The following is a 22,781-nucleotide window of genomic DNA, read 5'->3' on the forward strand; positions in this document are numbered from 1 at the left end:
TATCTATTTTTTGAAAAACTTCACGAAGAAATAAAGAACTCAAGATGATGAATAAAGTACTAATGGTGCACCCGACAGACAATGTAATGGTCGCACTAAAAGATTTAGAAATCGCTGAAAATATTGAATTTGAAGGTCAAAAGATCACAACAACAAGTCCGGTAAAAAGTAAATTCAAATTTGCATTGAAAGATTTTGAGGTGGGTGATGAAGTGATCATGTATGGTGTTTTGGTTGGAAAAGTAACTCAACCTATCAAGAAAGGAGAAGCGCTTACAGTGGATAACGTAAAGCATGCTGCAAGTGATGTGGTGGTAAGAGATAGAAGAACATCATGGACTAAACCCGATGTATCTGCTTTTGAAAACAGAACATTTATGGGGTATCATAGAAATGATGGACAAATCGGTACACAAAATATGTGGTTAGTTGTTCCATTGGTTTTCTGTGAAAATAGAAATGTCTTAGCAGCTAAAGAAATCTTGGAAGATAAATTAGGCTATTCAAAAGGGCGTGATTATGACCTAGACATTGATAGCCTATTACAAAAAATAGAAAATGGTTCTGAAGGAAATGCCATCTTAAACGATGATATCGTCATTCCTTTATCTGAACAAAAGAAGAACCGTGTCTTCAAAAATGTTGATGGTATCAAATTCCTTCTTCATGATGGAGGTTGTGGAGGTATTCGTCAAGATTCTGACACATTATGTCAGCTATTGGCAGGGTACTTAAATAATCCAAATGTTGCGGGAGCTACTTTTCTTAGTTTAGGTTGTCAGAATGCACAGGTAGATATTCTTCAAGATGCAATCAAAAAGGTTAACTCTAAGTTTGATAAGCCTGTATTCTACGTCGAACAACAAAAGAGTGGAGCAGAATCTGATTTCATCTCCAATATTGTAAAATATACCATGGCAGGCCTTGTAGAGGCCAATAAAGTAGAACGTCAGCCAGCACCAATTTCAGCCTTAAGGTTGGGCTTGGAATGTGGAGGATCTGATGGATTCTCAGGCATCTCTGCGAATCCTGTAATAGGATATGTATCGGACATGTTGGTTGCTTTAGGAGCATCTCCAATATTAGCAGAATTTCCCGAGCTAAATGGTGTCGAACAAAGCCTAACAGACCGTTGTGTTGAAGAAAAAGATGCACAAAGATTTGTGGACTTAATGGCAATCTACAAGCAAAGGGCTGAAGCCGTAGGTTCTGGGTTTGATGCCAACCCTTCTCCAGGGAATATCAAAGACGGATTAATTACTGATGCAATGAAATCTGCGGGAGCAGCCAAAAAAGGGGGGTCTTCTCCAATTGTAGAAGTATTGGATTATACAGAACAGGTAACAAAACCGGGTCTTAATCTACTTTGCACTCCAGGTAATGATGTAGAATCAACGACCGCTTTAGCGGGTTCTGGAGCGACCTTAATCACATTCAGTACAGGGTTGGGTACCCCAACAGGAAATCCTATTACTCCTGTTGTTAAGGTGTCTTCTAATTCCATTTTGGCAGAACGTATGAAAGATATTATTGATTTCAATACAGGTTCTGTAATTACAGGTGAAGATACAATTGCTATCAGAGCTGCCACAATGCTAGAGTACTTATTAGCAGTAGCTAGTGGAAAAGAAGAGACGAACTCAATGAGAATGCGTCATGATGATTTTATTCCTTGGAAGAGAGGAATCTCACTATAATATAATCTAACTAAACCTCGAATATAAATTTCTATTACTTATGGAACTTAATAGAACAACTACCAACGTAAACGAACGCCCAATTAAAGTTCTCCAATTTGGAGAAGGAAATTTCTTGAGAGCATTTATCAATTGGATGATCCATGAGATGAATGAAAAAGCTGACTTTAATGCTGGAGTAGCTGTTGTACAGCCTATTGCTCAAGGGTTAGGAGAAATGTTGAAGGCTCAAGATGGGTTATATCATTTATTATTAAATGGTATTGAAAAAGGTAAATTGATCAACAAAAGAATGTTGGTGGATTGTATCCAAGAAGTAAATAACCCTTATGAGGATTATCAGGCGTTTATTCAATTGTCTGAAATTGAAACGTTAGAGTTTGTATTTTCTAATACAACAGAAGCGGGTATATCTTATAAAGAAGGAGACTTGTTAAATCAAGTGCAAGATAGTTTCCCTGGTAAACTAACGGCATTTCTTCATCATCGTTTTGTACATTTTAATGGAGATAAAGACAAAGGTTTAGTAATCCTACCTTGCGAATTGATCGATAAGAATGGCGAAAAGTTAAAGGAAATTATTCTTCAATATGCAAAGGATTGGAACCTGGCGGATACATTTACAGATTGGTTAAATGAAGCCTGTACTTTCTATAATACTTTGGTAGATAGAATTGTACCGGGTTATCCTAAAGATAGAATTGCGGAGATCCAGAAAAGTATTGGATTTGAGGATAAACTAGTAGTTGAAGGTGAGCAATTTCACTTATTTGTTTTAGAAGGTGATCAGAAAATTAAAGAGCAATTGCCTTTTGAAAAAGCGGGATTGAATATAGTAGTGACAGATAACCAAGCACCTTACAGAGAAAGAAAAGTAAGAATTCTTAATGGAGCTCATACACTTATGGTTCCTGTAGGATTATTAGCTGGTATCGAAACGGTAAGAGAAAATCTTGAAAATGAACAAGTATGTCAGTTTATCGACAAGGCAATTTCTGAAGAGATTATTCCATCATTACCACCTGCAGAAGGAATTCTAGAGTTTAAGGATGATGTATTGGATCGTTTTAGAAATCCATTTATCAAACACTACTTAAAAAGTATCTCTTTAAACTCATTCCCTAAGTTTAAAACAAGGGTACTACCTTCTTTATTAGGATATTATGATCAAAAAGGAAGAGTGCCTAAGCATTTAGTAATGGCCTTAGCTGCTTTGATCAAATTATACGATCCGAATAATGGCGTTGCTTTTGAACCACAAGATAATGCGGATGTAAAAGAGTTATTAAGCAAGGCTTGGGAAGAGTATGCTTCAAACTACAGTAACTTGGACAAGGTAGTGAAAAAGGTATTGTCTTACTCTAAACTATGGGAGCAAGATTTGAATGCGATTGCTCAATTGCATGAAGGTGTTACTCACTACTTGAGAGTGATTGATAATGAAGGTATTCAAGCAATATTAACGGAAGAATTATATGCTTAGTTAGTTGATGATGTGTGATGAAAATTAAGGGAGTCGGAAGGTTCCCTTATTTTTTCTGTATAAGAAATAGTTAGAGTTACTTAAGAGGAGTACTTTCAAGTAGCTTTCTTCTTGATTAATGCTGACATTATAGTCTTTATATTGAAATGAAAGAACATAAAATAATAACATTAGGTGAGGTATTGATGAGACTTTCACCTATTCGAAACAAAAGGTTTGGCCAATCCAATGAGTATGAATCTTTTTTTGGTGGTGCTGAACTTAATGTCGCTGCATCATTGGGTAATTTTGGCTTAAACGTAAGTATGGCTACCGTTTTACCCTCACATGAGATAGGTAAGGAAGCACTGAATTATTTAAAACGTTATGATGTAAATACGACCCATGTCATCAGGAATAATGACAGGTTAGGTATTTATTTCACTGAAGCGGCTTCAATGCAAAGAGGAGGTAAAGTGATTTATGATCGAGCTTTTAGTGGCTTCTCTCAGCTTGCAATAGATACCTTTGATTGGGATGATATATTCCAAGATGCTACTTGGTTTCATTGGAGTGGTATTACTCCTGCCGTTTCCAAAAATGCAGCGCTTTTAACGAAAGTGGCCATTGAAAAAGCCTATGAAAAAGGGCTAAGCATATCCATGGATTACAATTACCGTTCAAAGCTTTGGCAATGGGGTAAAAGCCATGAAGAAGTAATGCCGGAACTAATGGAAAAATGTCATGTGATGTCAGGAATACATCCAGATGTTGATCTTTTAAAAGAAGAAGTAAGTGATTTGGATTTTGCATTATCTGGACAAGATATGATGAACAAATATCCTCATTGTAAAGTGGTCGTTTTCTCTTCTCGAGGAGTAATTTCAGCCAACCATCACACATGGCAGGGTGTACTCTACGATGGTAAAAAAGTATACCGTAGTAAACAATATCAGCTGACACATATCGTAGATCGAATTGGAGGCGGAGATGCGTTTATGGCAGGCGTGATTTATGGTCTGCATGAATACGAAGGGAACTTACAAAGTTGTATTGATTTTGCAACTGCAGCTTCTGCTTTAAAACATGGAATTGATGGTGACTTTAATGCCATCACAAAAGAAGAAGTGGTACAAATGATCACTTCGGATAATGGATCAAAGGTGGAAAGGTAACCATGAAGGTCTCATAAAAAAGGGTCATTTATAGGATGGTTAAGATTACCATTACTGTAAATGATCCTTTTTCTTTTTTGGCTGCTTTTTGATGTTAGCAGCTACATATTTATTGAATATAAGGGGGTGTTTTTTATAGGGCTACTTTTAAATAATTTATTCTACAAGCATTGAAAAGGCCTTTCTTACCTTCACTTCATGATTATTTTATTCTAAAAAGTATGAGATTATTAAAGACATTATCCTTTTCAATTATCTGTGGTTTATTTTCTTGTCAGCAGACAATAACTAGCCAACAGACAATTAACCAAGAAGAGGAAACATATACGGAAGACTGGGAATCTTTAGCTAAAGCGAACAAATCACCTGAGTGGTACAAAGACGCAAAATTTGGCATTTATACTCACTGGGGACCTGTTTCAGGAGCCTTCGTGAATATGGATAAAAACGAATATCTTGGTGGCTGGCATGGCATGCTCATGTATGGTAAAAATGGATTGCCTAATTGGAAAACGGGAGAGTATCCTAAGAAGAAAGATGGAACTCCTGATCACAGTCCAACTTCGAATTATTTACATCATGTAGAGCAGTTTGGAGACCCAAAAGACTTTGGTTATAAATACCTCATCGAAAACTTTAAACCCACTGGATTTGATGCAGAGAAATGGGCTGAACTTTTTGAGAAATCAGGAGCAAAATTTGCCGGACCTGTCGCAATCCACCACGATAACTTTGCCATGTGGGATAGTAAAATGACAAGATGGAATTCGGTGAATTATGGAGGTGTAGATATTTCTAAAGAGTTGAAGAATTCTGTAGAGAAAAGAGGGATGAAGTTTATCGCTTCTTTCCACCATGCTTTTACTTGGAAGTATTTTATTCCTGCTCATGAATATGGAGGAATTTCACCAGAGGACTATGATTTATATACTACTCCTCATGGATATGATAGCAATATGCCCACTAAAGAATATCATGATGAATGGTGGGCTAAGCTAAAAGAATACATTGACGATTATCAGCCAGATATCATTTGGTTCGACTGGTGGTTGGAAAATATGGACGAAAAGTACAGGCAAAAATTCTTGTCTTATTATTACAACAAAGGAAAAGAATGGAACAAGGAAGTGGTAGTGATGTTTAAGGAAACAACTTTCCCTGAACCAACAGCCATTAGAGATTATGAAAGAGGCCGTCCTAACCAACCAAAAGAGGATGCGTGGGTAACAGATACATCTCCAGGTACTTGGTTTTATAGATCGAATGCAAAGTTTGTAGATACTAATGAATTGGTAGATATACTTATTGACATAGTTTCTAAAAATGGAAATATGTTGTTAAATGTTCCTCCAAACCCAGACGGTACAATCCCTCCTGAAATGGAAAACCTATTAACAGATATGGGACAATGGTTAGAAGTAAATGGTGAGGCAATCTATGGTACTCGTCCATGGACGATTTTCGGTGAAGGTCCAACAAGAATTCCTGCCGGAGGTCACAAGATTGAAAGAAAGAAAATTGTATATAAAGCCAATGATATTCGTTTCACAAAGAAAAACAACAATGAGTTTTATGCTTTTGTGATGGATACACCTTCAGGTGATATAGTGATCGAGACGCTAAGTACAAGGTTCGGTATCTTAAACAATGCAATTGAAAAAATTCAATTAGTAGGTAGTGATGAACCTTTAAAATGGGAGCGTACAGATTTAGGAGTGGTAATCAAGAGACCATCTTCTTTCCCAACAAAATATGCACACGCATTTAAAATTCAATGTGAAGGTTATAAAGAAACGGACATTGGAGGAGATTTAGAGCAAGCATTGTAATGGATAATTTGTAATTAATTTATATAAGTAGAGCAAATTAAACTGACACAAACATTCTGATAAACATAGAGGCAACAATAGTCCGTATTGGACTAATGTTGCCTCTTTTTTATCTATCTTTTTTCTAATATTAAAGAGTATTCTTTACCTCTTCTTTATTAGCTAAATACAGTTGATGACACTCATCTATCATCAATAAATAAGCATATAATGACTGTTTAATATTATCTGCAATGTCCTCTAATTCTTCATCATTAAAGATTTTTAGAGATTCAAGCCCTTTTTCAACATGGTCTTCATCTTCTTGGACATGCACTCTTAAGAAACTTAGTGCGTTATCATCGTATACATTGTGTAGTAAATCATATAATTCACTACCAATTGTAATAGCCAAGTATTCTAAAGCTATCAGATACCCCATCATAATATGATCACCGTATAAAAATATCTTACCAAATTGAGCTTCATACATTGATTTGGTAGCGTGGACTGTTTTCAACGATTCATGATCAACTTTTAAGTTCATCAAATCATTTTGAGCTAAAATCTCATGACCACTTTCTTCTTTGATGTGATGCATGATTTCGATAAAAAAGTTTCTTCTTTTTTCGGGTGTTCTAGTAGCAGCGTATGCTAAAAGTTTCGTTGATAACTTTGAGTAATCATAAACTTGATGAAGGTAAAGAGCGTAGAAGTTAGGGTCAGTCCAAGGGTAAGCTTTGTATTTTTGAGACAAATAGCTTATTTGCAACTTAAGTGTTTCTTCAATTTTACTCATAATAGATTGAAATTTAGTTTGTATTGGAATAATTAAATTACTTATTAATAGGGTGTTGGATAGGTCTATGGTTTTAGCTCCTAAATTATCCAAACTTAAACCTATAACAGCATATGTACTTTTTGTAAAAGATAGATTCTGAAGGAAAATTTTAACATTAAATTCTCGGATATACTTTTTAATAAGTATAGAGTTGACGAGAACATAAGATCGATCTAGTTTTAATTGGTAACTTAATATTATGGCATTGTGAACTAGTATCATTAATAACTTGCTCGGTACTGTTGGTTCAACCTTAAAGAAAGAATTAAATTCACTAAATGGTTTTTTATTAGAGTGAAGAAAATTTCTTAGTTCTTCATTATTAACACATTTATCCATAAAAAAAGTATCCTCTTTAGGAATTCCATTACTTCTGATATAAGACCTTAAACATTCAATTATTGGATAAACTTGAGAATTTTTTAAATCAGTATTGTAGAGGTTAATTTTTATCCCGCCAACTAATCTATTATGATGAAATAGACCTAATAGTAGGGCATTATAATCACATTCAAGGTAGTTGTATCCTTGATGAAATGATTTAGAATAAACATTAGCTTTTAAAGTATAGAACGATTTAAAAGATTGAAAGTCTTTGAGTAGCTTGATACAATAGTTGGAGTACATAAGTACTAATAGTAGTTTGCATTGAGTAAGTAATTAACACTCTAAATGTATGCAATAATTCTGTGATTGTATACAAATACCAATGTTAATTTTATAATAATTTAAATTAACGAAAGTATGTATAGTCAATAAGTGTGTTTCAGCTGTTTGATTTAAGGTATAAAATCATTTTCATCTTCCCCATTTGACGAAATGAAATACCCATCCTTTTTTTATCTTTCAATAAATTTTCAAAAAATAAATATCCTACTGTCATAATTGAGCTCTACTCTTGACTAATACAAGTGAAAGCAAAAACAATTCAAGGAACGACAATGAATTCATTGTCATTTAAAAGTAAGCTCATGACTAATATTACTACTATGAATGTTGAAGCCAATCACAAGAACTTGCAGGATGTTGGTTCTGATCTTGAGAAGTTTTTTATGCGGGGATTGGAAGAAAACAAAGAAAAACTTCTTCGGGTATGCTCTGCGTATGTCAATGATCATGAAGAAAAGAAAGACTTGTTCCAGGAGGTTTTAATTAATATCTGGAAGTCGATGAAGTCTTTTAAAGGCAACAGTGCAATTAGCACATGGATGTATCGGGTAACATTAAATGTGTGTATCAATACACAAACAAAACTGTCCAAGAAAAAAAAGCAATTTATCAATATGGACAGTGTTCATCTATCTCAATATGAGAAGTCATCGGATAAAGATGAAGATCCTATGTTAGCATATCTGAGGAGTTGTATTAAAGTAATGAACGAAGCTGATAAGGCCGTCATTACTCTCTTCTTAGAGGAACTCCCATACAAGCAGATTGCAGAAATTACTGGTATTTCTGAGAACCATGTTGCTGTTAAGATCAAACGAATTAAAAAGAAATTATTACACTGTATCCAAGAAAAGTCATGCTAGAAAACGAGTTAAGTAGAATTTGGAAATCTTCATCTAAAGAAGAACAAATTAAGTTTGATAAATCACGATTGCTGATAGAAGTTCAGGCCAAAGTGGATGACTTTAATAAGCAGATGAAAATCTTATATATTCGAGAAGCATTAGGATCATTTATCGCTATTCCAATGTTTACATTCTATGCTTTTGTTGCCCCCTACATCCTTACAAAAGTAGCTTTTGGGTTGATCGCTCTTTGGGCAGTATTTATTTTGTTGGTGATTAGAAGGTCAAAAGCCAAAGTACCGGATCAATTTAACTTGAAGTATCTGGACTACCTTCAACAGACGAAAGCGTATTTAGAGGAGCAAAAGAAGTTTAGAGAAAATATTTTAACCTGGTACGTTTTACCGTTTGTGCTCTTTACTTGGTTAGGGCTGTTGGGTATTTATCAAGAAGACCCTGAAGCATTGGATACCCTTGCAATTATTGGGATTGGCTCTTTGGTGGTAGGTATAGTAATACACTATTTAAACTTAAGGTCTTCTAGAAAGGTGGTTGTTCCAAGGTTAGAGAAAGTCAATACTTTAATTTCGACATTACAGGAATAGAAGTATAAAAGCGTCAAGAATTATTGAAAATTAAATTCTTGACGCTTATTTATTAGTCTTCAATATAAATGACTTCTCCGGACTCTAGCTGATAAGCAGTGCCTATCTTTTTGCCTTTGTCGCCATTCGTTTTCTTGTCTTGATTTTTAGATGGTGCATATTTAGAAATTTCTTTCCCCTTCTTGGTGATGATTTCCATTTCTTCCGTACCAGGATTTTTTACAATAGTGAAATCTTCATCCGAAAAAATCTCTTGCATATTAAAACGGGATACAAGGGCAACCATCAGTGCTACCGCAAATACCATCGCTACATCAAAAAGGTTCGCTACGGTAGATACTGGATCGATATCATCCTCATTATTTAAGAATGGATTGTTTCTTCTTCTCATTTTCTTCTTCCATTAAATCAATAATAAAAACCAATGTAGCGTAATCTTCCGCTAGCCATTTTTGTTGTACATTCTGAAGTACAAAACCAATACCTCCAATGATAAGCCCTACTACTGTAGTAGCAAAAGCCATTTGCATATTATTAGCCATAGAAGAAATATCTCCAGAAGAAAGGCCAACTAGGGCAGGACCCATTGGAATTAAAGTACCCATTAACCCAATGACAGGACCGAGTTTGGCTAAATTCTTTAAAACACCTAAAGTTTTACGACCTTGGGCTTCAAATTCAGCAACTACTCGTTCTCTTCGTACCAAGGAATCTTGAAAAGAGAAGATTTCAAGGATCACATCACCCAATTTTGAAGGGTTCTTAAATTGAGGAGCATTGAGGTTTTGCTTCAATTCCTGCAAATAGGGTTTTACCTCTTTTTTTTGCTTTAGACGTTGTAAAAAAGCATGATAATTTTCTCCCAATTTAATTAGAGAAACGATAAACATTGCGATTAAGGCAATGACGGTTGGAAACATCAAACCAGATGAAATCCAAAATAAAATTTTATTTACGTAATCCATGATTTCTTAATCTTGATATTAAATATCCTATGAAAACAACAATGAAGAATAACCCTATAATGACTAGTGATGACTGAATCTCAAAAGGGTTATTTTCTTGCTCATGAAGCTCTTGTGGGTTGAATAATGTAAAGGTGAAAAGTAATTGTAAAATGGTGAAAACGATAATGGTAATTGGTCTAAGTTGAAGTAATAACTTCTGGTTTCTGAGGGAGAAAAAGACACCAATACCAATCAATATCAGCACAACAGCATAGATAAATCCTACAGTTTTGAAACTCCAACCATGTACTTTATCAAAGACGACGATTTCCACAATTAATACTGTAATTACGGATGTGGCCTTCGGAACAAAAGCAAGAATTTCTTTGCCTTTACTAACGAAACTATTTTGCTCAAAACGTTTAATAGTGATCCCAAGTACTATTTCTACTAATTGAATGATCAAAAAGGTGGTGATCCATTTTTCTTCCAATAATTCATTTAACCAATAGTTTTTACTTTGGCTTATTAAAGTATTGAAAAATAGCAAAGTTGTTCCGCCAATAATAAGATAACGTATGATCAACGGCAGCCACTGTGACTGCCATCGATCCAAAAACATCAAAACTAAATTGATAGAAAGAATAAGGAATATAATAGGTTCCATATCTACTTAGTTTTGTAATACACACCAATAATCATCATTAATAAAGCGATAACAGCTAAGGCAATTCCTAATTCAGAAGTACTGAATGCTTCATCAATTGTTGAGACGTCTTGCTTTGTATCCTTTTGTATAACTTCTTTTTCTAGTTGTATTTGTTTCTTTTCCTCACTTTTTAGTTTTTCATGGCTTCCTTCTCGAACATTTTTCAGATTTTCTAAATAGTTTTCATTTAGTGTTTTATCTGTGGAGTTAGAAACAATGAAATCCTTTAATTTACTATTGTCACAAACAAATTCACTACATCCTGCATTATGCTTTTTGATCATTTCTTGATGAACTTCAACAAGCTTTTCTATCTGTTCTTTTGAAGCTTCCCAATATCCTTTTCTAATGGTTTCAAGCATAATGGCAGTAACCTCTTCAAGAGCATATGGATTCTCTCTTTCAAAGAATTTTTGAGTATTTAGTTTGTATTTATCTTCTACAAGTACGTCCATTAAATCATCCCAAAGATGGTTGTCAATTTCATTGGGTTTCATCACATTCCATCCATAGGTATTGCGGATGGTTTCTGCCATATTTTCTGCACTGGTAGCTCCTTCTTTCATCATTCCCTTTAGATATTTCGGATTTAATAGAGTAGAACGAGCTTCAACCATTAATGCTTCTTTAACCCCTTGAATCTTTACATTATTGGCATTTCTGTAATCATTAAAATAAGCATCTGGGTCCTTTCCGGTAGTGTGTCTTACAGCCATACTTAATCCACCCATAAATTCATAAACATGGTCTAAGCTTAATCCACCCCATGTATTACTTTGGCGAGGCTGTACGACAACATCTGTATTTTGAAGAGCTGCTTCAAAAATGCCTTCTGCAAACTCTCCCCAGTTTTCTTCTCCATACACTGCACCCATGTTATTAATATAGGTTGTGGCAATATCTTCTTCTGTTTCCCATCGGTCACCCTTTTCTACTAATCCCATAATGTTGGTACCATAGATGCCATTGACACCACCAAATACACGTTCAGATGCAAATTGCTGTGCTTTTTGAGGAGACATTCCCTTCTCTTTTAAAAACTTCTCAGCATCTGCAACACCTTCCTTCACAAAGTTGGTCACGATATCATCAGCATTTGAAGCCAATCGAACAGCTTTATTGATCAAGAACATTCTTGAAGCTGCTAAGTCTCTAAATTGCCCAGCAGTTTGTACAACAACATCTACTCTCGGACGCTTTAATTCTTCAGACGGAATCAATTGCACATCCATAACTTTCCCAAAAGGTCCTCTTACAGGTTCGATACCCAGTAAATAGAAAATTTCAGCTAAGGTAGCTCCTTCGGTTTCTATAAAACTTCCAGCCCAAAGAGTGAAACTCACTTTCTTTGGATATTCACCATTTTTTTGGAAATGTTGATCTAATAGTTTTTGTCCCAATGACTTTCCTATCTCCCAAGATTCTTTGGTAGGTGTTGCTTCCGCGTCGATAGAGTATAAATTTCTACCAGTAGGTACTCCATTTGGATTGGAGATAGGGTCTCCGCCAGAAGTTGGTTGAATATGTCCACCCTTTATACCATTTACTAAAGCCAATTGCTCCAAGGAGGTACTTTTCTTTAGGTTTTCTTTTGATAGAACTAAAGAGTTTAAACCATTTAATACATTCTGAATGTTCTGCACATAAAGCATTTCCTTACGTAATTGAGTACTTTTCTTTTGTTCAACAGCTCTTTTCTTTAGGAGTTCTTTTTTAGGAATATCAAGTTTCTTTTTCACTTGTGATGCACCACTTTTCCCATCTACTTTTTTCTTTTTCTTGGCAGTATGAGAATGTTTTGCATGGCTTTGTTTGGCCTCCCAAGCCAGAAGCTTATCCGTTCTTTTCTGATTGATAAATTTCGCTTGTGCTTTTTCTACTGATATCCTATTGGATAAGAGTTGATGAAGTTCTTTTTTGGTTGGCTGTCTATAGTTTTTATCAAAATATCGAGCGTTGTCTATGTCTTTTTGTTGAGCAATTCCATCTGATACATCCAATTGAGCAAGACTATAAGCGATAGGATCTAAAGACATTAAAAGAGAAGTTTCATTCAATTGCTTTGCTGTGAAAGGTCTTCCTAAACTGTAAAGGCCATTGGCCACTTTTGAATTAGCAATTTCTTCTACATACTGTGATATACGGAAAAGTGTACTATCTGTCACCTGATCTTTAAAATTTAGACCTAAGTCCTCGTCAAGTTTCATTTTTTGTGCTATCTCAACGACTGACTTTTTATATTTCTCTTTGAGATTAATATTTTCAACACTATAGTACTTATCTAATTTTTCCTCTAGAACTTTTAGCTCATTGTAAACTTCACCTTCAGTAAATGGAGCTGTAAGGTGAGTAACCGTTGTAGCATAACTTCTTCTTTTAGCAATGATGCCTTCTCCGATATTACTGACCGTATAAATGTAAAAATGCGGTGTACTTCCAATCATGGCATCACTCCAATCGTTAGAAGATAAACCAACTTGTTTTCCAGGTGTAAATTCTAGGCTACCATGTGTACCAAAATGAATAATCGCATCGGCCTCAAATTGATTTTTGGTCCATAAGTAAGAAGCAATATATGGGTGGGGAGGAGTAGCCTTTGCTCCATGTACTAATTTAAAACTATCATCACCTAGGCCAGGCATAGGTTGTGGTAGTAAAACAACATTACCAAAATCTAATCTTGATACAGCAATGTAGGTATTCTCTTTCTCTCTTACAGAAAGATAGTCTCCGGGAGCTTCTCCAAATTTCTTAACTACTTCATTGTAAGCCGTTGACGTTAAATCTTTATTCACCCATTGATGATACTTTGTAGTATCTACTAATGCAGGGTCCGCATTTTCAATAAAGTCATCAAATTTACCTTTAGCATAAGGCCCTAATACCAATCCATTCTTTTGAATCATTTGGTGAAACTCAGCCTCATTTTTTGGTAAGTTTTCTACTTTAAACCCTTGCTTTTTTAGCATTAATAGGGTGTTGTATAATGATTGTTCTACTTCTAAATTAGCAGCAACCATGGCATTCATACCAGGTCCTTTAAAGTAGTAGATTGCAATCTTTTGTTCTTTTTTTGGTTTTTGTTTTAGGTCGATATAGTTTTTACACATATCGGCTAAGCGTTCTATTCTCTCAGGAATTCCTTTGAATTTTAAGAAACCCGATTCGTCTTTCATTTCCACTGCAAAAGCATATGGGGCAACAGCACCGTCTAATTCTGGTAAAACAACACTCATACTTAACATGCCTCCAGACATCCCTTTCTGAGAGTTTTCCCATTCTTCTTTCTTTTGAAATATACTTAAAGGTGAAAGCACAGGGATATTTTGCTCTTTTAACCATTGGCTCACATCTTCTCTGGTATGACCGGCTAAACGCCCATGTGGTAGATACACTACAAGGTCTGGGTTCACCTCCTTTAACATAGAGATTCTTTTTCTATGTGCAGTGATTGTAATAACATTTAGGCCTTTTTCAAATAAGGCGTTTTGAAGCTCAAAAATATGTTCTGGGTTAGCATTAAAAGGGCCAGGAACACTGGTTAATAGGGCAACTGTAGGTTGAGCATCGTTGTATTTTTGCTCTTCTTTTTGAGTAGCAATGACCTGATTTAATGACGTAAAAGCTTTTGTCGTTCCCATGCTTAAATAAGCATCTTCAGGGATGATCACAGGTGCTTCTACCTCAGGTTTAAACCATGCTTTTTTATCAATATTCACTCTCGAATAATTGAGCATCTGATGATAATTTTCTTCACCACCATTATCTAAATATTCATTGATAGCTATTGATGAAACGGAGTCTATATTACTTAGAATATTATAGTCATCATTGTTAGAGGCATAAACATAAACTTTTGTTCCCATATGACCGGCTTTCATTAAGGCCATTTGTTCATCTGCAGAAAGTGATAAACCACGTCCAAAAATATAAATCACATCATAGCTGGATGCATCATCTATATCTTTTTTGGAAAGTGTATTGATCTTAATCCAATCGCTATCATTTACTTTATTAATCTTGGATAGCTGAAATTCAGAAAAGTCGATAAAAGCAATTTGAGTACTACTTACTTGGAACCTGTAATACAAAAATGCTAGTACAGTGATAATAAAAATACCACTAAACTGTAAGATTTTTTTCTTGTTCATGAAAATGACAGTATTAACCTGCAGAAGTTGTTTGTAAAGAAACTCCTTGAACCGAAGCCCAAGGAGTTAGGAACTGAATTTATTACTACACTCTAATTATTTTATCAACTGATATTCAAAAGTTGGATAGCCATTCTGACCATCTTTTGAGTAAGTAAGGAATCTTAATTTGTAGTGGTTACCTTCTTCATCATTTACTAAGAAAGTAATATGACTGTACACTTTGTAAACTCCACTGCTATGTGGCTTTTGGATATGAAACCACTCTTTACCAATGACATCACCTTGCGTTGTGAATTCATGATCAGCAACATTATTGGCATCAACTTCTTCGAAGTTACTGTCTTCGATAGTAAGAAGGTTAATTTGCTCTGCAGGGTCATCATTAGGTTTTAGATCTGGGTAGTTTGAGCTAATAGCACCTGTTACATTACCATTTTGGTTGATGATTACAGAAGCAGATAATCTCATAATATCACAGTTTACACCAGGGATAGCAGCATCACCCATTGTAAAACAAGGAGCACCTGTTCTTACTGTAACAGGAGTGACAACTAAGTCCCAATTAGCTGGCTCAATGTCATTGATAGTGTTATCAATCATCGAGAAATAAACAAAGCCAGCTGTTTTTTCTACAGTAATAGTTTGTTCATTATCACCATTTAAGTCTGCATATTTAAGGACTGCTTGAGAAGATGAATTTTCAGAAATGATAAACTTCTTAAAACCTAATGCTTTACCAAGACCATTGATACCTAAGTCAAGGATATATGGTGTATTCAATTCAAAATCGTTACCGTTCCATGCTGTAGATGAAAGGTCTCCTGTTTCATCATCATATAAAAACTGTAAACCTGTAGCACTTTCTTCGTTGATGGCTTCAAAATCAGATTCTACAGGAAAAGCAAGAGCTACTTTTTTCCCTGTGTTTGATTTAATAACACCATCCTGATCAAAAGCTAATTCCCAAGCATTTACTTCAACGGTAGTTGTAGTACCCGCATTAAGATCAACAAATACCTGATTTGAAAGTTGGTTGGTTAACTCTGCTGTTACAATGTCTCTTTCCACATCATCATCTTCAGGAGTAGTTGTATTGTCGTTCTCTTGGTTACATGAGAACATAGAGGACACTAACATCCCAATAAAGAAAGTTTGTTTTAATGATTTCATCTTTGATTTAAATTAAAATTGATATCCCAGTTTTAGAAATAATGTCGTACCGTAGTTAATAGGTCTTTCACCTGTTCCTATTCTTGATAAGATTCCTTTTGAACCATCACCATAGATATTTACAGTGGTCACATTCAATAAATTTTTAGCACCCACAGTCGCCAACAACTTCTGGTTAAAGAAGGGTTTAGTTAATGTGATGTCCAATAAATTATAGGACTCTAAAGTTTGAGTACCCACAGTGCCATCAGCATTTTTTGCAAACTCAGCATATGGGCTGTTGTATTTGTAAAATAAGTTGACCCTTGTATCCCATTTTCTAATGAGGTAGCTACTTCTTAATGTGATTTCATAACTATTAAAAAATTGATCTGAAGCTTCAGAACCAGATCTGGCAAGGAAACTAAATCCGGGATCGAAGGTAAACCTTGATTTGTATTCTGTGGAAAGATTGACTGAAAAGCCTGTAGACACAAAGTTTTCTATATTTTCATATGTTCTCACTACAGGTGTATTCTCAGGTACATCTGGAGGTAATAAAGACCTATCCATCTCTACCATTTCTATTTTATTCGTAATATTATTATAGAATAGATTGGTATTAATTGACCATTTCAACTCATGATAATTTTGAGCATAAGTTGTTTGAAAATTGAAATTATCACCTACTTCTGGAGACAAATCGGGGTTACCTACTATGTAATGGTTTTGATCCTGCATTAGATAAAACATCTCTCGCATAGAAGGAGCCCTATACCCTTTGCCATAGCTAAATCTATATTGCCAATTTTCAGAGGGTTTGTATAACAAATTGAATGAAGGAACAACAGGTACATCCATTCCTAAAAACTGTACAGTGCCATTTTTAAAGTAGGTATTATAGGTATATCTAAAGGCAGATTGAAAAGCCCAATCTTCCGATATTTGCCATTTATAAGCCGTATATAATGAATATTCATCATAGCCATTGGCCTCTTCTTCATTCACTCTTCCTCCTGATGCCTTATTGATATTCGCTTCGTATCCGACGACCCAAGTGGAGTTATAATTACCAATATCAGACAAAATATAACTACCTCTAGATGTGGCAGTAAAGAAAGAAGTGGTATCATGATCCGATTCGTTTTCACTTAACCATTCCATATTATAATCAAGGTCCCTAACAAATTTCTGGGTCTGTTGTTCATAATAAGAAATGCCATTCATGACTTGGATTTGACTTCTATCGCTTAACGCAGCTTCAATATTAATCCCTCCATTAATACGATGTGTAGTAAATTCATTGTCTCTTGCCATATGACTTACCTTTTGGATTTTAGAGTTCAATCCAAGTTGAGGCTCTCCCAATCCTTCTGCTTGCTCATAAAATTGTTGATAGAAACCAGCAATAGATACATCCTTAATCTGCTGTTTTAATCGAACATTTCCATAGTATTGTTCTTTTGGTCTCCAGAACTTTCCTCTTTTTTCTGAATCTAAATCATACCCTAGGAACTGATTTCTTCCACCACTAACAGCTAGTGATGTATTTTCCCAACCTTTTCTAACATTAAAATCTGCATTGAACGAACCAACGGTCTCAGCGTAGGTATTGATACCTCCTTTCCAAGGCTCATCAGTTTCAGGTTTCTTAGAAATCATATTGATAGTACCCGCTAGTGCATTACTTCCGTATTGAACAGATAATGGACCTTCCACCATTTCAATTCTTTCTATATCATTTAAATTCAATTGATTAAGATCAAAATCATCACCACTACCGTTGACTAAAGGAAGACCATCAATAAGCATTTTTACATTAACTCCAGATAAGCCGTTAAGTATAATTCTGCTTCCTAATACATTATCATGGATGATCTTAATATTTTGTTGTTGCTCAAGGAGATCGCTCATATTTACAGCACCTCTAGCTTCGATTTCAGCAACTCCAATACGCTTTACCTGAAATAATGAAGCGGATGCAGTGGTAGGGGTGAAACCGCCAGTGACAACAACTTCATCCAACTCATCCACAGTTTCATGCATTTGGAATTGATATCCTTCATTAGGTTTGATGGTAAAGTAGAGATCTTCGAAACCTAAATAATGAATATAGATATTGGTTTTAGTATCCACTGAATTAGTAACAGTACCGTTACTATCTGTAATACCAATTAATTTATTACTTTTTAGCTCAACAATATTAACCCCAACTAGTGGTTGATTATGTTGATCAATTATTTGTATTGATTTGATTTTTGACTGTGAATAACAATAATTACTATATGAAATAAAAAGCATTTGTATAATAATAAATTGTAATACTAATTTTTGTATTGAATTAGATTTCATTTTATACATGCGACAGCGTCGCATTATTAATGTAAATTTTTTTGTTGGTACTAATTAATTGCTATGATTGTTAAGTTCTAGCTCATTACACATGACATGATTTGAAAATTACTTAAGGATAATATAAAAAGATAGTTGTACTTAATAATCGAGAGCAAATATAAGTGTATCGTTTTAGTTTTTGCAATAGTGTCGCAAAAAGTTTTTTAATAAATATTTATAACAATTTACTTTGACTGAGAATTTGAGATTAAATTGTTGATAGTCATTGATTAATAAAAAAGTCACTTCTTATCTTAGATGATAAAAAGTGACTTTTATACTTGGTTGATCTTATGTTTTATTGAATAACAATTTTTTTAACTGTCTGTTCAGTGGGAGTGGTAATACGTAAGATGTATGTGCCTCTAACTAAATGATCAAGAAGCAACGTATAATTATCTCCTTCAAAAGAGTCTGATTGGAGTAATTGCCCATGAATATTAAGTAACTCAAATGTAGTATGATTGTTTAGTGGCATTTTTATAGATACTTTTCCGTCATATACCGGATTTGGATAAATGGATATTTCACTAATTTCTTCAGTACTAATTTGTCGCGAATTCGAAGTAGAAGAGGCCCAAGCTGCCCAACTATTTAAGTTAAAACCACTGCCTACAACTGTAAATCGAATAACATGTTGACCACTACTTAGATTAATATTTCTAAGGTGCATGGTTTGGAATGTTTGCCATCCACCTGTATTTGGAACCGATAGATTTCCTGTTACATCTGTACCATCAACACTAACTTTAATAGAGGCGTTATCAGAAGTACTAGCAACCCTAGGGAAGAAGTCGTAATCGTTTGTAGTTGAGACATTGACAGTATATTCTAACCATTCGGTAGCATCCATCCAACCAATATTAAATCCGCCACCTTGGTCAGAACAGCTTTCAATATCTACAGCATCACTTCTGTATAAACCTCCTTGATTGGCAGGAGTGATATCATGAAAGGCCACACCTTCTCCTCCTGTATCATAATCTTCTGCTTCTACTCTTCCTGGAATAGCATGAGGTGTTCCACCATAAGGTGCTTGTACAACCATCGGAGTAACACTAATATTATTAATTTGATCTGTATCAATATTCTGAGTCCAATTTGAGCTTACAGGTCTGATACTCGCTTTGATCACATATCCGCTACCCACAGCAGGTGCAGTGCCAAGATCAATAGATAATGTAGTGATACCACTTCCTACATTAACAGTTTGTACTTTTTGTCCTAACCAACTTGTTGAAGACCAGAACTCTGTCACAATATCTCTAGTAGTGTTCGCAGTATAAGATAGTTGTACATCTACTTTCGTATCACTCATAATGCTAGAAGGAGGGTTCACCACTGAAATGGATTCATTTTCAACGATGTCTTGATCATATTTACTCACTTCTAAAATTACAGAACTGATATGTCCACCATTATCTGGGAAAGTGACCGAAATGGTATTATTTGCTTGCAGTAAGCTCATATTTACAGGTATCTCAATCACACCAAAAAAGTCATCTCTATTTGCCTGGTCATATCCTTTCCAATTATCAGGTACAGAGATCGTAGTATTATTAATTTTAACTACAGGTTTCTTCGATTTATTATGTTTACGTCCAATACCAAGGTGTAAGGAAGCGTATCCAGTACCAGTAGTAATTCCATTAAAAGAGAAGTCAATAGCAGTATTAGCATTAATATATTGTAAGTGCTTACTCGTATAGTATTTTTTGTCTCTTACAACATTATCAAATTGAATAGTGTTAGTAAACTGATATTCAAATACAACTGTCTCTCCCGAGATTAGATCAACAGAACTTGGAGAACTACCTAAATTGGTGATACTCATTTGTGGGGTAGAATTGTCATATATTCTTAAAGCCTTTTTTGTGATAGACTGTAAACCACCTAGCCCTTCTATAAAATTTAAAGCAACACTTTGTGTGTTATCGTCCAAGTTGTTAAGTGCGATATAAAGGTTTTTTCCATTGACAAAACCTTGTGCCTGAATATCTGGATTGCTAGTATTTACTTGTATTCTTTGTCCACTAACATTTTTCCATAGTTCATAGAAGTGAATCTTAGGAGAATACTTCCAACCTGCTACTGTAGGTTGACCTAAATTTGTAGGAATAAATAAAGCGGCTCCATATGGTTGATAATTGTTAGCTGCTGTTAAATGCCATGTAGACTTATCAGTAATAAAAGGAATAGAAATATCAATCTTATTCTCTCTATCTAATAAGTTGAACAACATGTGGTTGATTCCTCTAACAGTTTGAATACTTTCAATATCAGTATAACTGTCTCCATAACCTGAAGCAATTGCTCCGTATTCGGTAATCGCATGAGGTTTTACAGTACCCCACTTAGCATAACTATAGGTTTCAATTAAATCAAGAATAGCTTCACTATTACTTCCTGATCTTTTATTATTTTGTCCTGTTACATTGACACCGTCGTATAAATGAGTAGAAAAACCATCCATATCAGCCCCTGCAACATCCATAAACATTTTCATGTTTTCATTCCAGTGTGAAAAATCTTGAATTTCTAAAGAAGGCCAAGCTGCAGAATAACCAATCACTTTCATGTTACTAAGTGCTGATGTCTCATGTACTTTTTTACCAATAGCCGCAAACACTTCAGCCATTTGTCGTTTAATACGATCTTCTTCTGCAAGATTCCATCCTCCTGAATAAAAATCTTTAGCATGAACAAATGGTTCGTTCATGGGTTCAAAAAACATCGGTCGATCTGAGTCTGCCACGATATCTTTATAATATTCAACGACCCAGTTGGCTGCTGCATTGGCATCTAATCCGTCCTTAAAAATATTACCAGGGTGTTCTGTTGCAACAAAGCGATTAACAGGTTTAGTATTATTGTTACCCGGTTGCCCTTGTGGATAACTTCCAACAGGATTTCCTTTGCTTTTTGAATAGGAGAAAGGGCCCCAGAAACCTCTACTTGGAGAGACATTATAGTCACTGTAGAATTGATCGAGTTCTGCATCCGACCAATTCGAATGGAGGTTGAAAAACTTCGTTCGGTCCAGTGAAGAGGTTCCTCCAACATACCGCTGGATCTTGTGATTTATACTTACAGTGTTCTGTCCATCGGCTTCTTGAAGTAGCAAGGTGAAGAGAAGCGTTAGAAAAATTGAAGTGTAGTGTGCTGGTCTGAGATAATAAATATTATTCATAAGTATTTAATATGTAGTTGGTTAAGTAATAATTCGAAAATCAATCTAGTTTTTGAAGAGCGTTCTCATTAGAAAAAAAATGTTGAAATAAGTGGGGTGAATTTTTTAGAGGAATAAAATAGGGGTTAGATCGAAGGTACAAATCAAATACCCCCTATATAGGACTGAATTATTAAGGGAAAAAACTTTAAGGATCCATAAATTTCTTCTCAAACAATAATAAGTAGCAACTCTAAACTGATTTTATAAATGAAAACATACATTCTTCAATTCGTTATTTTATTAAATCTGACTTATGCTGTTTCAGCGCAAAACCTAACGATTCCTCCCAAAAATTATGTGGATACAGTAGACATCGCAATGTCTGTAAATAGAAGTTCTGATAAACTTCCATTGTCCGATCAAGGCAACTCGGGGGAGTGGAAGTTACTAAAGAAGTTTTCTGACGAGTTTGATAAAGATAAGATCAACGAAAAAAGATGGTACCCCAATAATCCAAAATGGAAAGGAAGACAGCCCACTTATTTTCATGGGTCAAACGTTTCTATCGAAAATGGAGAGGCAGTGTTTAGAGTTAATAAACATGGCGATGAAAAATTACCGGAAGGATACACTCATACATCAGGTTTTATCAAAAGTAAAAATAAGTTCTTATATGGCTATTTTGAAGCTGAAATGAAATTGATGAATGCCCCTTGGGTGTCAGGTTTTTGGATGACTAATGTAAGCAAAGATTGGTGGACAGAAATTGATATATGTGAGAATGCACCGGGGTTATCATACAATAGAAATGATCTGAACTCTAACATACATGTATTTAAGGCACCGGAAGATCAAGGAAATGTGAAAGAGCATTTTTCGAGAACAAAGAAATTTTACATTCCATTAGAGCTTCAAGACGACTATCATGTTTGGGGTTTAGAATGGACAGATGAATACATCCGATTCTATATTGATGGAGTATTATTTAGAGAAGCAAAAAACACTCATTGGCATCAACCTTTAGAAGTAAACTTCAATAATGAATCGAACAAATGGTTTGGGGCTATTCCTGACGATAATCGACTTGATGGTGAATTTCATGTAAAGTATTTCAGAGTTTGGGAAAGTAAGTCCACTTCTAAAGCCAAGTAAAA

General features: G+C 34.9%; 15 protein-coding genes. 7 read left to right on the top strand and 8 right to left on the bottom strand.

Annotated elements, in window-relative coordinates; all coding sequences use genetic code 11:
- Positions 1 to 44 precede the first annotated feature (44 nt).
- From QL232_RS15570 to QL232_RS15585, 4 genes are all read left to right on the top strand, one after another.
- Positions 45 to 1,697 carry an altronate dehydratase family protein gene (locus QL232_RS15570; protein ID WP_281614780.1) on the top strand — a complete coding sequence of 551 codons (1,653 nt, stop codon included), beginning with the start codon at positions 45 to 47 and terminating at the stop codon, positions 1,695 to 1,697.
- Positions 1,698 to 1,737: 40 nt separating this feature from the next.
- The gene (locus QL232_RS15575) at positions 1,738 to 3,180 is read left to right on the top strand and encodes a tagaturonate reductase (RefSeq protein ID WP_281614781.1); all 1,443 of its coding nucleotides are present in this window, start codon (positions 1,738 to 1,740) and stop codon (positions 3,178 to 3,180) included.
- Positions 3,181 to 3,326: 146 nt separating this feature from the next.
- Positions 3,327 to 4,334 carry a sugar kinase gene (locus QL232_RS15580; protein ID WP_281614782.1) on the top strand — a complete coding sequence of 336 codons (1,008 nt, stop codon included), beginning with the start codon at positions 3,327 to 3,329 and terminating at the stop codon, positions 4,332 to 4,334.
- 221 nt (positions 4,335 to 4,555) lie between these two features.
- Entirely contained in the window at positions 4,556 to 6,163 is a 1,608-nt protein-coding gene (locus tag QL232_RS15585; RefSeq protein WP_281614783.1) for an alpha-L-fucosidase, read from the top strand.
- A gap of 130 nt (positions 6,164 to 6,293) precedes the next feature.
- Here QL232_RS15585 and QL232_RS15590 read toward each other — a convergent pair whose 3' ends face one another.
- A complete protein-coding gene (locus tag QL232_RS15590; protein ID WP_281614784.1) occupies positions 6,294 to 7,610 on the bottom strand; it encodes an iron-containing redox enzyme family protein in 1,317 nt (438 codons plus the stop codon).
- Between the two features lie 284 nt (positions 7,611 to 7,894).
- Between QL232_RS15590 and QL232_RS15595 the strand changes: the two genes are divergently transcribed.
- Complete coding sequence (locus tag QL232_RS15595) at positions 7,895 to 8,515, top strand: sigma-70 family RNA polymerase sigma factor (RefSeq protein WP_281614785.1); 621 nt, start codon at positions 7,895 to 7,897, stop codon at positions 8,513 to 8,515.
- Positions 8,509 to 9,102 (top strand): hypothetical protein, encoded by a 594-nt coding sequence (locus QL232_RS15600; RefSeq protein WP_281614786.1) that lies wholly within the window; start codon positions 8,509 to 8,511, stop codon positions 9,100 to 9,102. The genes QL232_RS15595 and QL232_RS15600 overlap by 7 nt, the downstream gene beginning before the upstream one ends.
- Positions 9,103 to 9,154: 52 nt before the next feature.
- On the opposite strand, the gene QL232_RS15605 is transcribed toward QL232_RS15600, so the two are convergent.
- From QL232_RS15605 to QL232_RS15635, 7 genes are all read right to left on the bottom strand, one after another.
- A complete protein-coding gene (locus tag QL232_RS15605) occupies positions 9,155 to 9,493 on the bottom strand; it encodes a DUF2149 domain-containing protein (RefSeq protein WP_168884053.1) in 339 nt (112 codons plus the stop codon).
- A complete protein-coding gene (locus QL232_RS15610; protein WP_281614787.1) occupies positions 9,462 to 10,067 on the bottom strand; it encodes a MotA/TolQ/ExbB proton channel family protein in 606 nt (201 codons plus the stop codon). Before QL232_RS15610 ends, QL232_RS15605 begins: the two co-directional genes overlap by 32 nt.
- Positions 10,051 to 10,716, bottom strand: coding sequence for a hypothetical protein (locus QL232_RS15615; protein ID WP_281614788.1), 666 nt, complete (start codon positions 10,714 to 10,716; stop codon positions 10,051 to 10,053). The genes QL232_RS15610 and QL232_RS15615 overlap by 17 nt, the downstream gene beginning before the upstream one ends.
- Positions 10,717 to 10,718: 2 nt before the next feature.
- On the bottom strand, positions 10,719 to 14,909 hold the full coding sequence (locus QL232_RS15620; protein WP_281614789.1) for a cobaltochelatase subunit CobN: 4,191 nt from the start codon (positions 14,907 to 14,909) through the stop codon (positions 10,719 to 10,721).
- Between the two features lie 96 nt (positions 14,910 to 15,005).
- Positions 15,006 to 16,082: an HmuY family protein gene (locus tag QL232_RS15625; RefSeq protein ID WP_281614790.1), complete on the bottom strand. Its 1,077-nt coding sequence runs from the start codon at positions 16,080 to 16,082 to the stop codon at positions 15,006 to 15,008.
- Between the two features lie 12 nt (positions 16,083 to 16,094).
- The gene (locus tag QL232_RS15630; RefSeq protein WP_281614791.1) at positions 16,095 to 18,362 is read right to left on the bottom strand and encodes a TonB-dependent receptor; all 2,268 of its coding nucleotides are present in this window, start codon (positions 18,360 to 18,362) and stop codon (positions 16,095 to 16,097) included.
- A 391-nt stretch (positions 18,363 to 18,753) separates the two neighbouring features.
- Positions 18,754 to 21,645, bottom strand: a complete 2,892-nt coding sequence (locus QL232_RS15635) for a carbohydrate-binding protein (protein ID WP_281614792.1) — start codon at positions 21,643 to 21,645, stop codon at positions 18,754 to 18,756.
- 249 nt (positions 21,646 to 21,894) lie between these two features.
- Between QL232_RS15635 and QL232_RS15640 the strand changes: the two genes are divergently transcribed.
- Positions 21,895 to 22,779: a family 16 glycosylhydrolase gene (locus QL232_RS15640; RefSeq protein ID WP_281614793.1), complete on the top strand. Its 885-nt coding sequence runs from the start codon at positions 21,895 to 21,897 to the stop codon at positions 22,777 to 22,779.
- The last annotated feature ends 2 nt before the right edge of the window (positions 22,780 to 22,781 follow it).

This window comes from Flammeovirga sp. SubArs3 (genome assembly GCF_947387565.1).
Lineage (GTDB): Bacteria > Bacteroidota > Bacteroidia > Cytophagales > Flammeovirgaceae > Flammeovirga > Flammeovirga agarivorans.

Excerpts from the sequence above, each read along its gene's own strand:
- QL232_RS15570 (WP_281614780.1), top strand. The coding sequence starts at position 45 with ATGATGAATAAAGTACTAATGGTGCACCCGACAGACAATGTAATGGTC.
- QL232_RS15575 (WP_281614781.1), top strand. The coding sequence starts at position 1,738 with ATGGAACTTAATAGAACAACTACCAACGTAAACGAACGCCCAATTAAA.
- QL232_RS15580 (WP_281614782.1), top strand. The coding sequence starts at position 3,327 with ATGAAAGAACATAAAATAATAACATTAGGTGAGGTATTGATGAGACTT.
- QL232_RS15585 (WP_281614783.1), top strand. The coding sequence starts at position 4,556 with ATGAGATTATTAAAGACATTATCCTTTTCAATTATCTGTGGTTTATTT.
- QL232_RS15590 (WP_281614784.1), bottom strand. The coding sequence starts at position 7,610 with ATGTACTCCAACTATTGTATCAAGCTACTCAAAGACTTTCAATCTTTT.
- QL232_RS15600 (WP_281614786.1), top strand. The coding sequence starts at position 8,509 with ATGCTAGAAAACGAGTTAAGTAGAATTTGGAAATCTTCATCTAAAGAA.
- QL232_RS15605 (WP_168884053.1), bottom strand. The coding sequence starts at position 9,493 with ATGAGAAGAAGAAACAATCCATTCTTAAATAATGAGGATGATATCGAT.
- QL232_RS15610 (WP_281614787.1), bottom strand. The coding sequence starts at position 10,067 with ATGGATTACGTAAATAAAATTTTATTTTGGATTTCATCTGGTTTGATG.
- QL232_RS15615 (WP_281614788.1), bottom strand. The coding sequence starts at position 10,716 with ATGGAACCTATTATATTCCTTATTCTTTCTATCAATTTAGTTTTGATG.
- QL232_RS15620 (WP_281614789.1), bottom strand. The coding sequence starts at position 14,909 with ATGAACAAGAAAAAAATCTTACAGTTTAGTGGTATTTTTATTATCACT.
- QL232_RS15625 (WP_281614790.1), bottom strand. The coding sequence starts at position 16,082 with ATGAAATCATTAAAACAAACTTTCTTTATTGGGATGTTAGTGTCCTCT.
- QL232_RS15630 (WP_281614791.1), bottom strand. The coding sequence starts at position 18,362 with ATGCTTTTTATTTCATATAGTAATTATTGTTATTCACAGTCAAAAATC.
- QL232_RS15635 (WP_281614792.1), bottom strand. The coding sequence starts at position 21,645 with ATGAATAATATTTATTATCTCAGACCAGCACACTACACTTCAATTTTT.
- QL232_RS15640 (WP_281614793.1), top strand. The coding sequence starts at position 21,895 with ATGAAAACATACATTCTTCAATTCGTTATTTTATTAAATCTGACTTAT.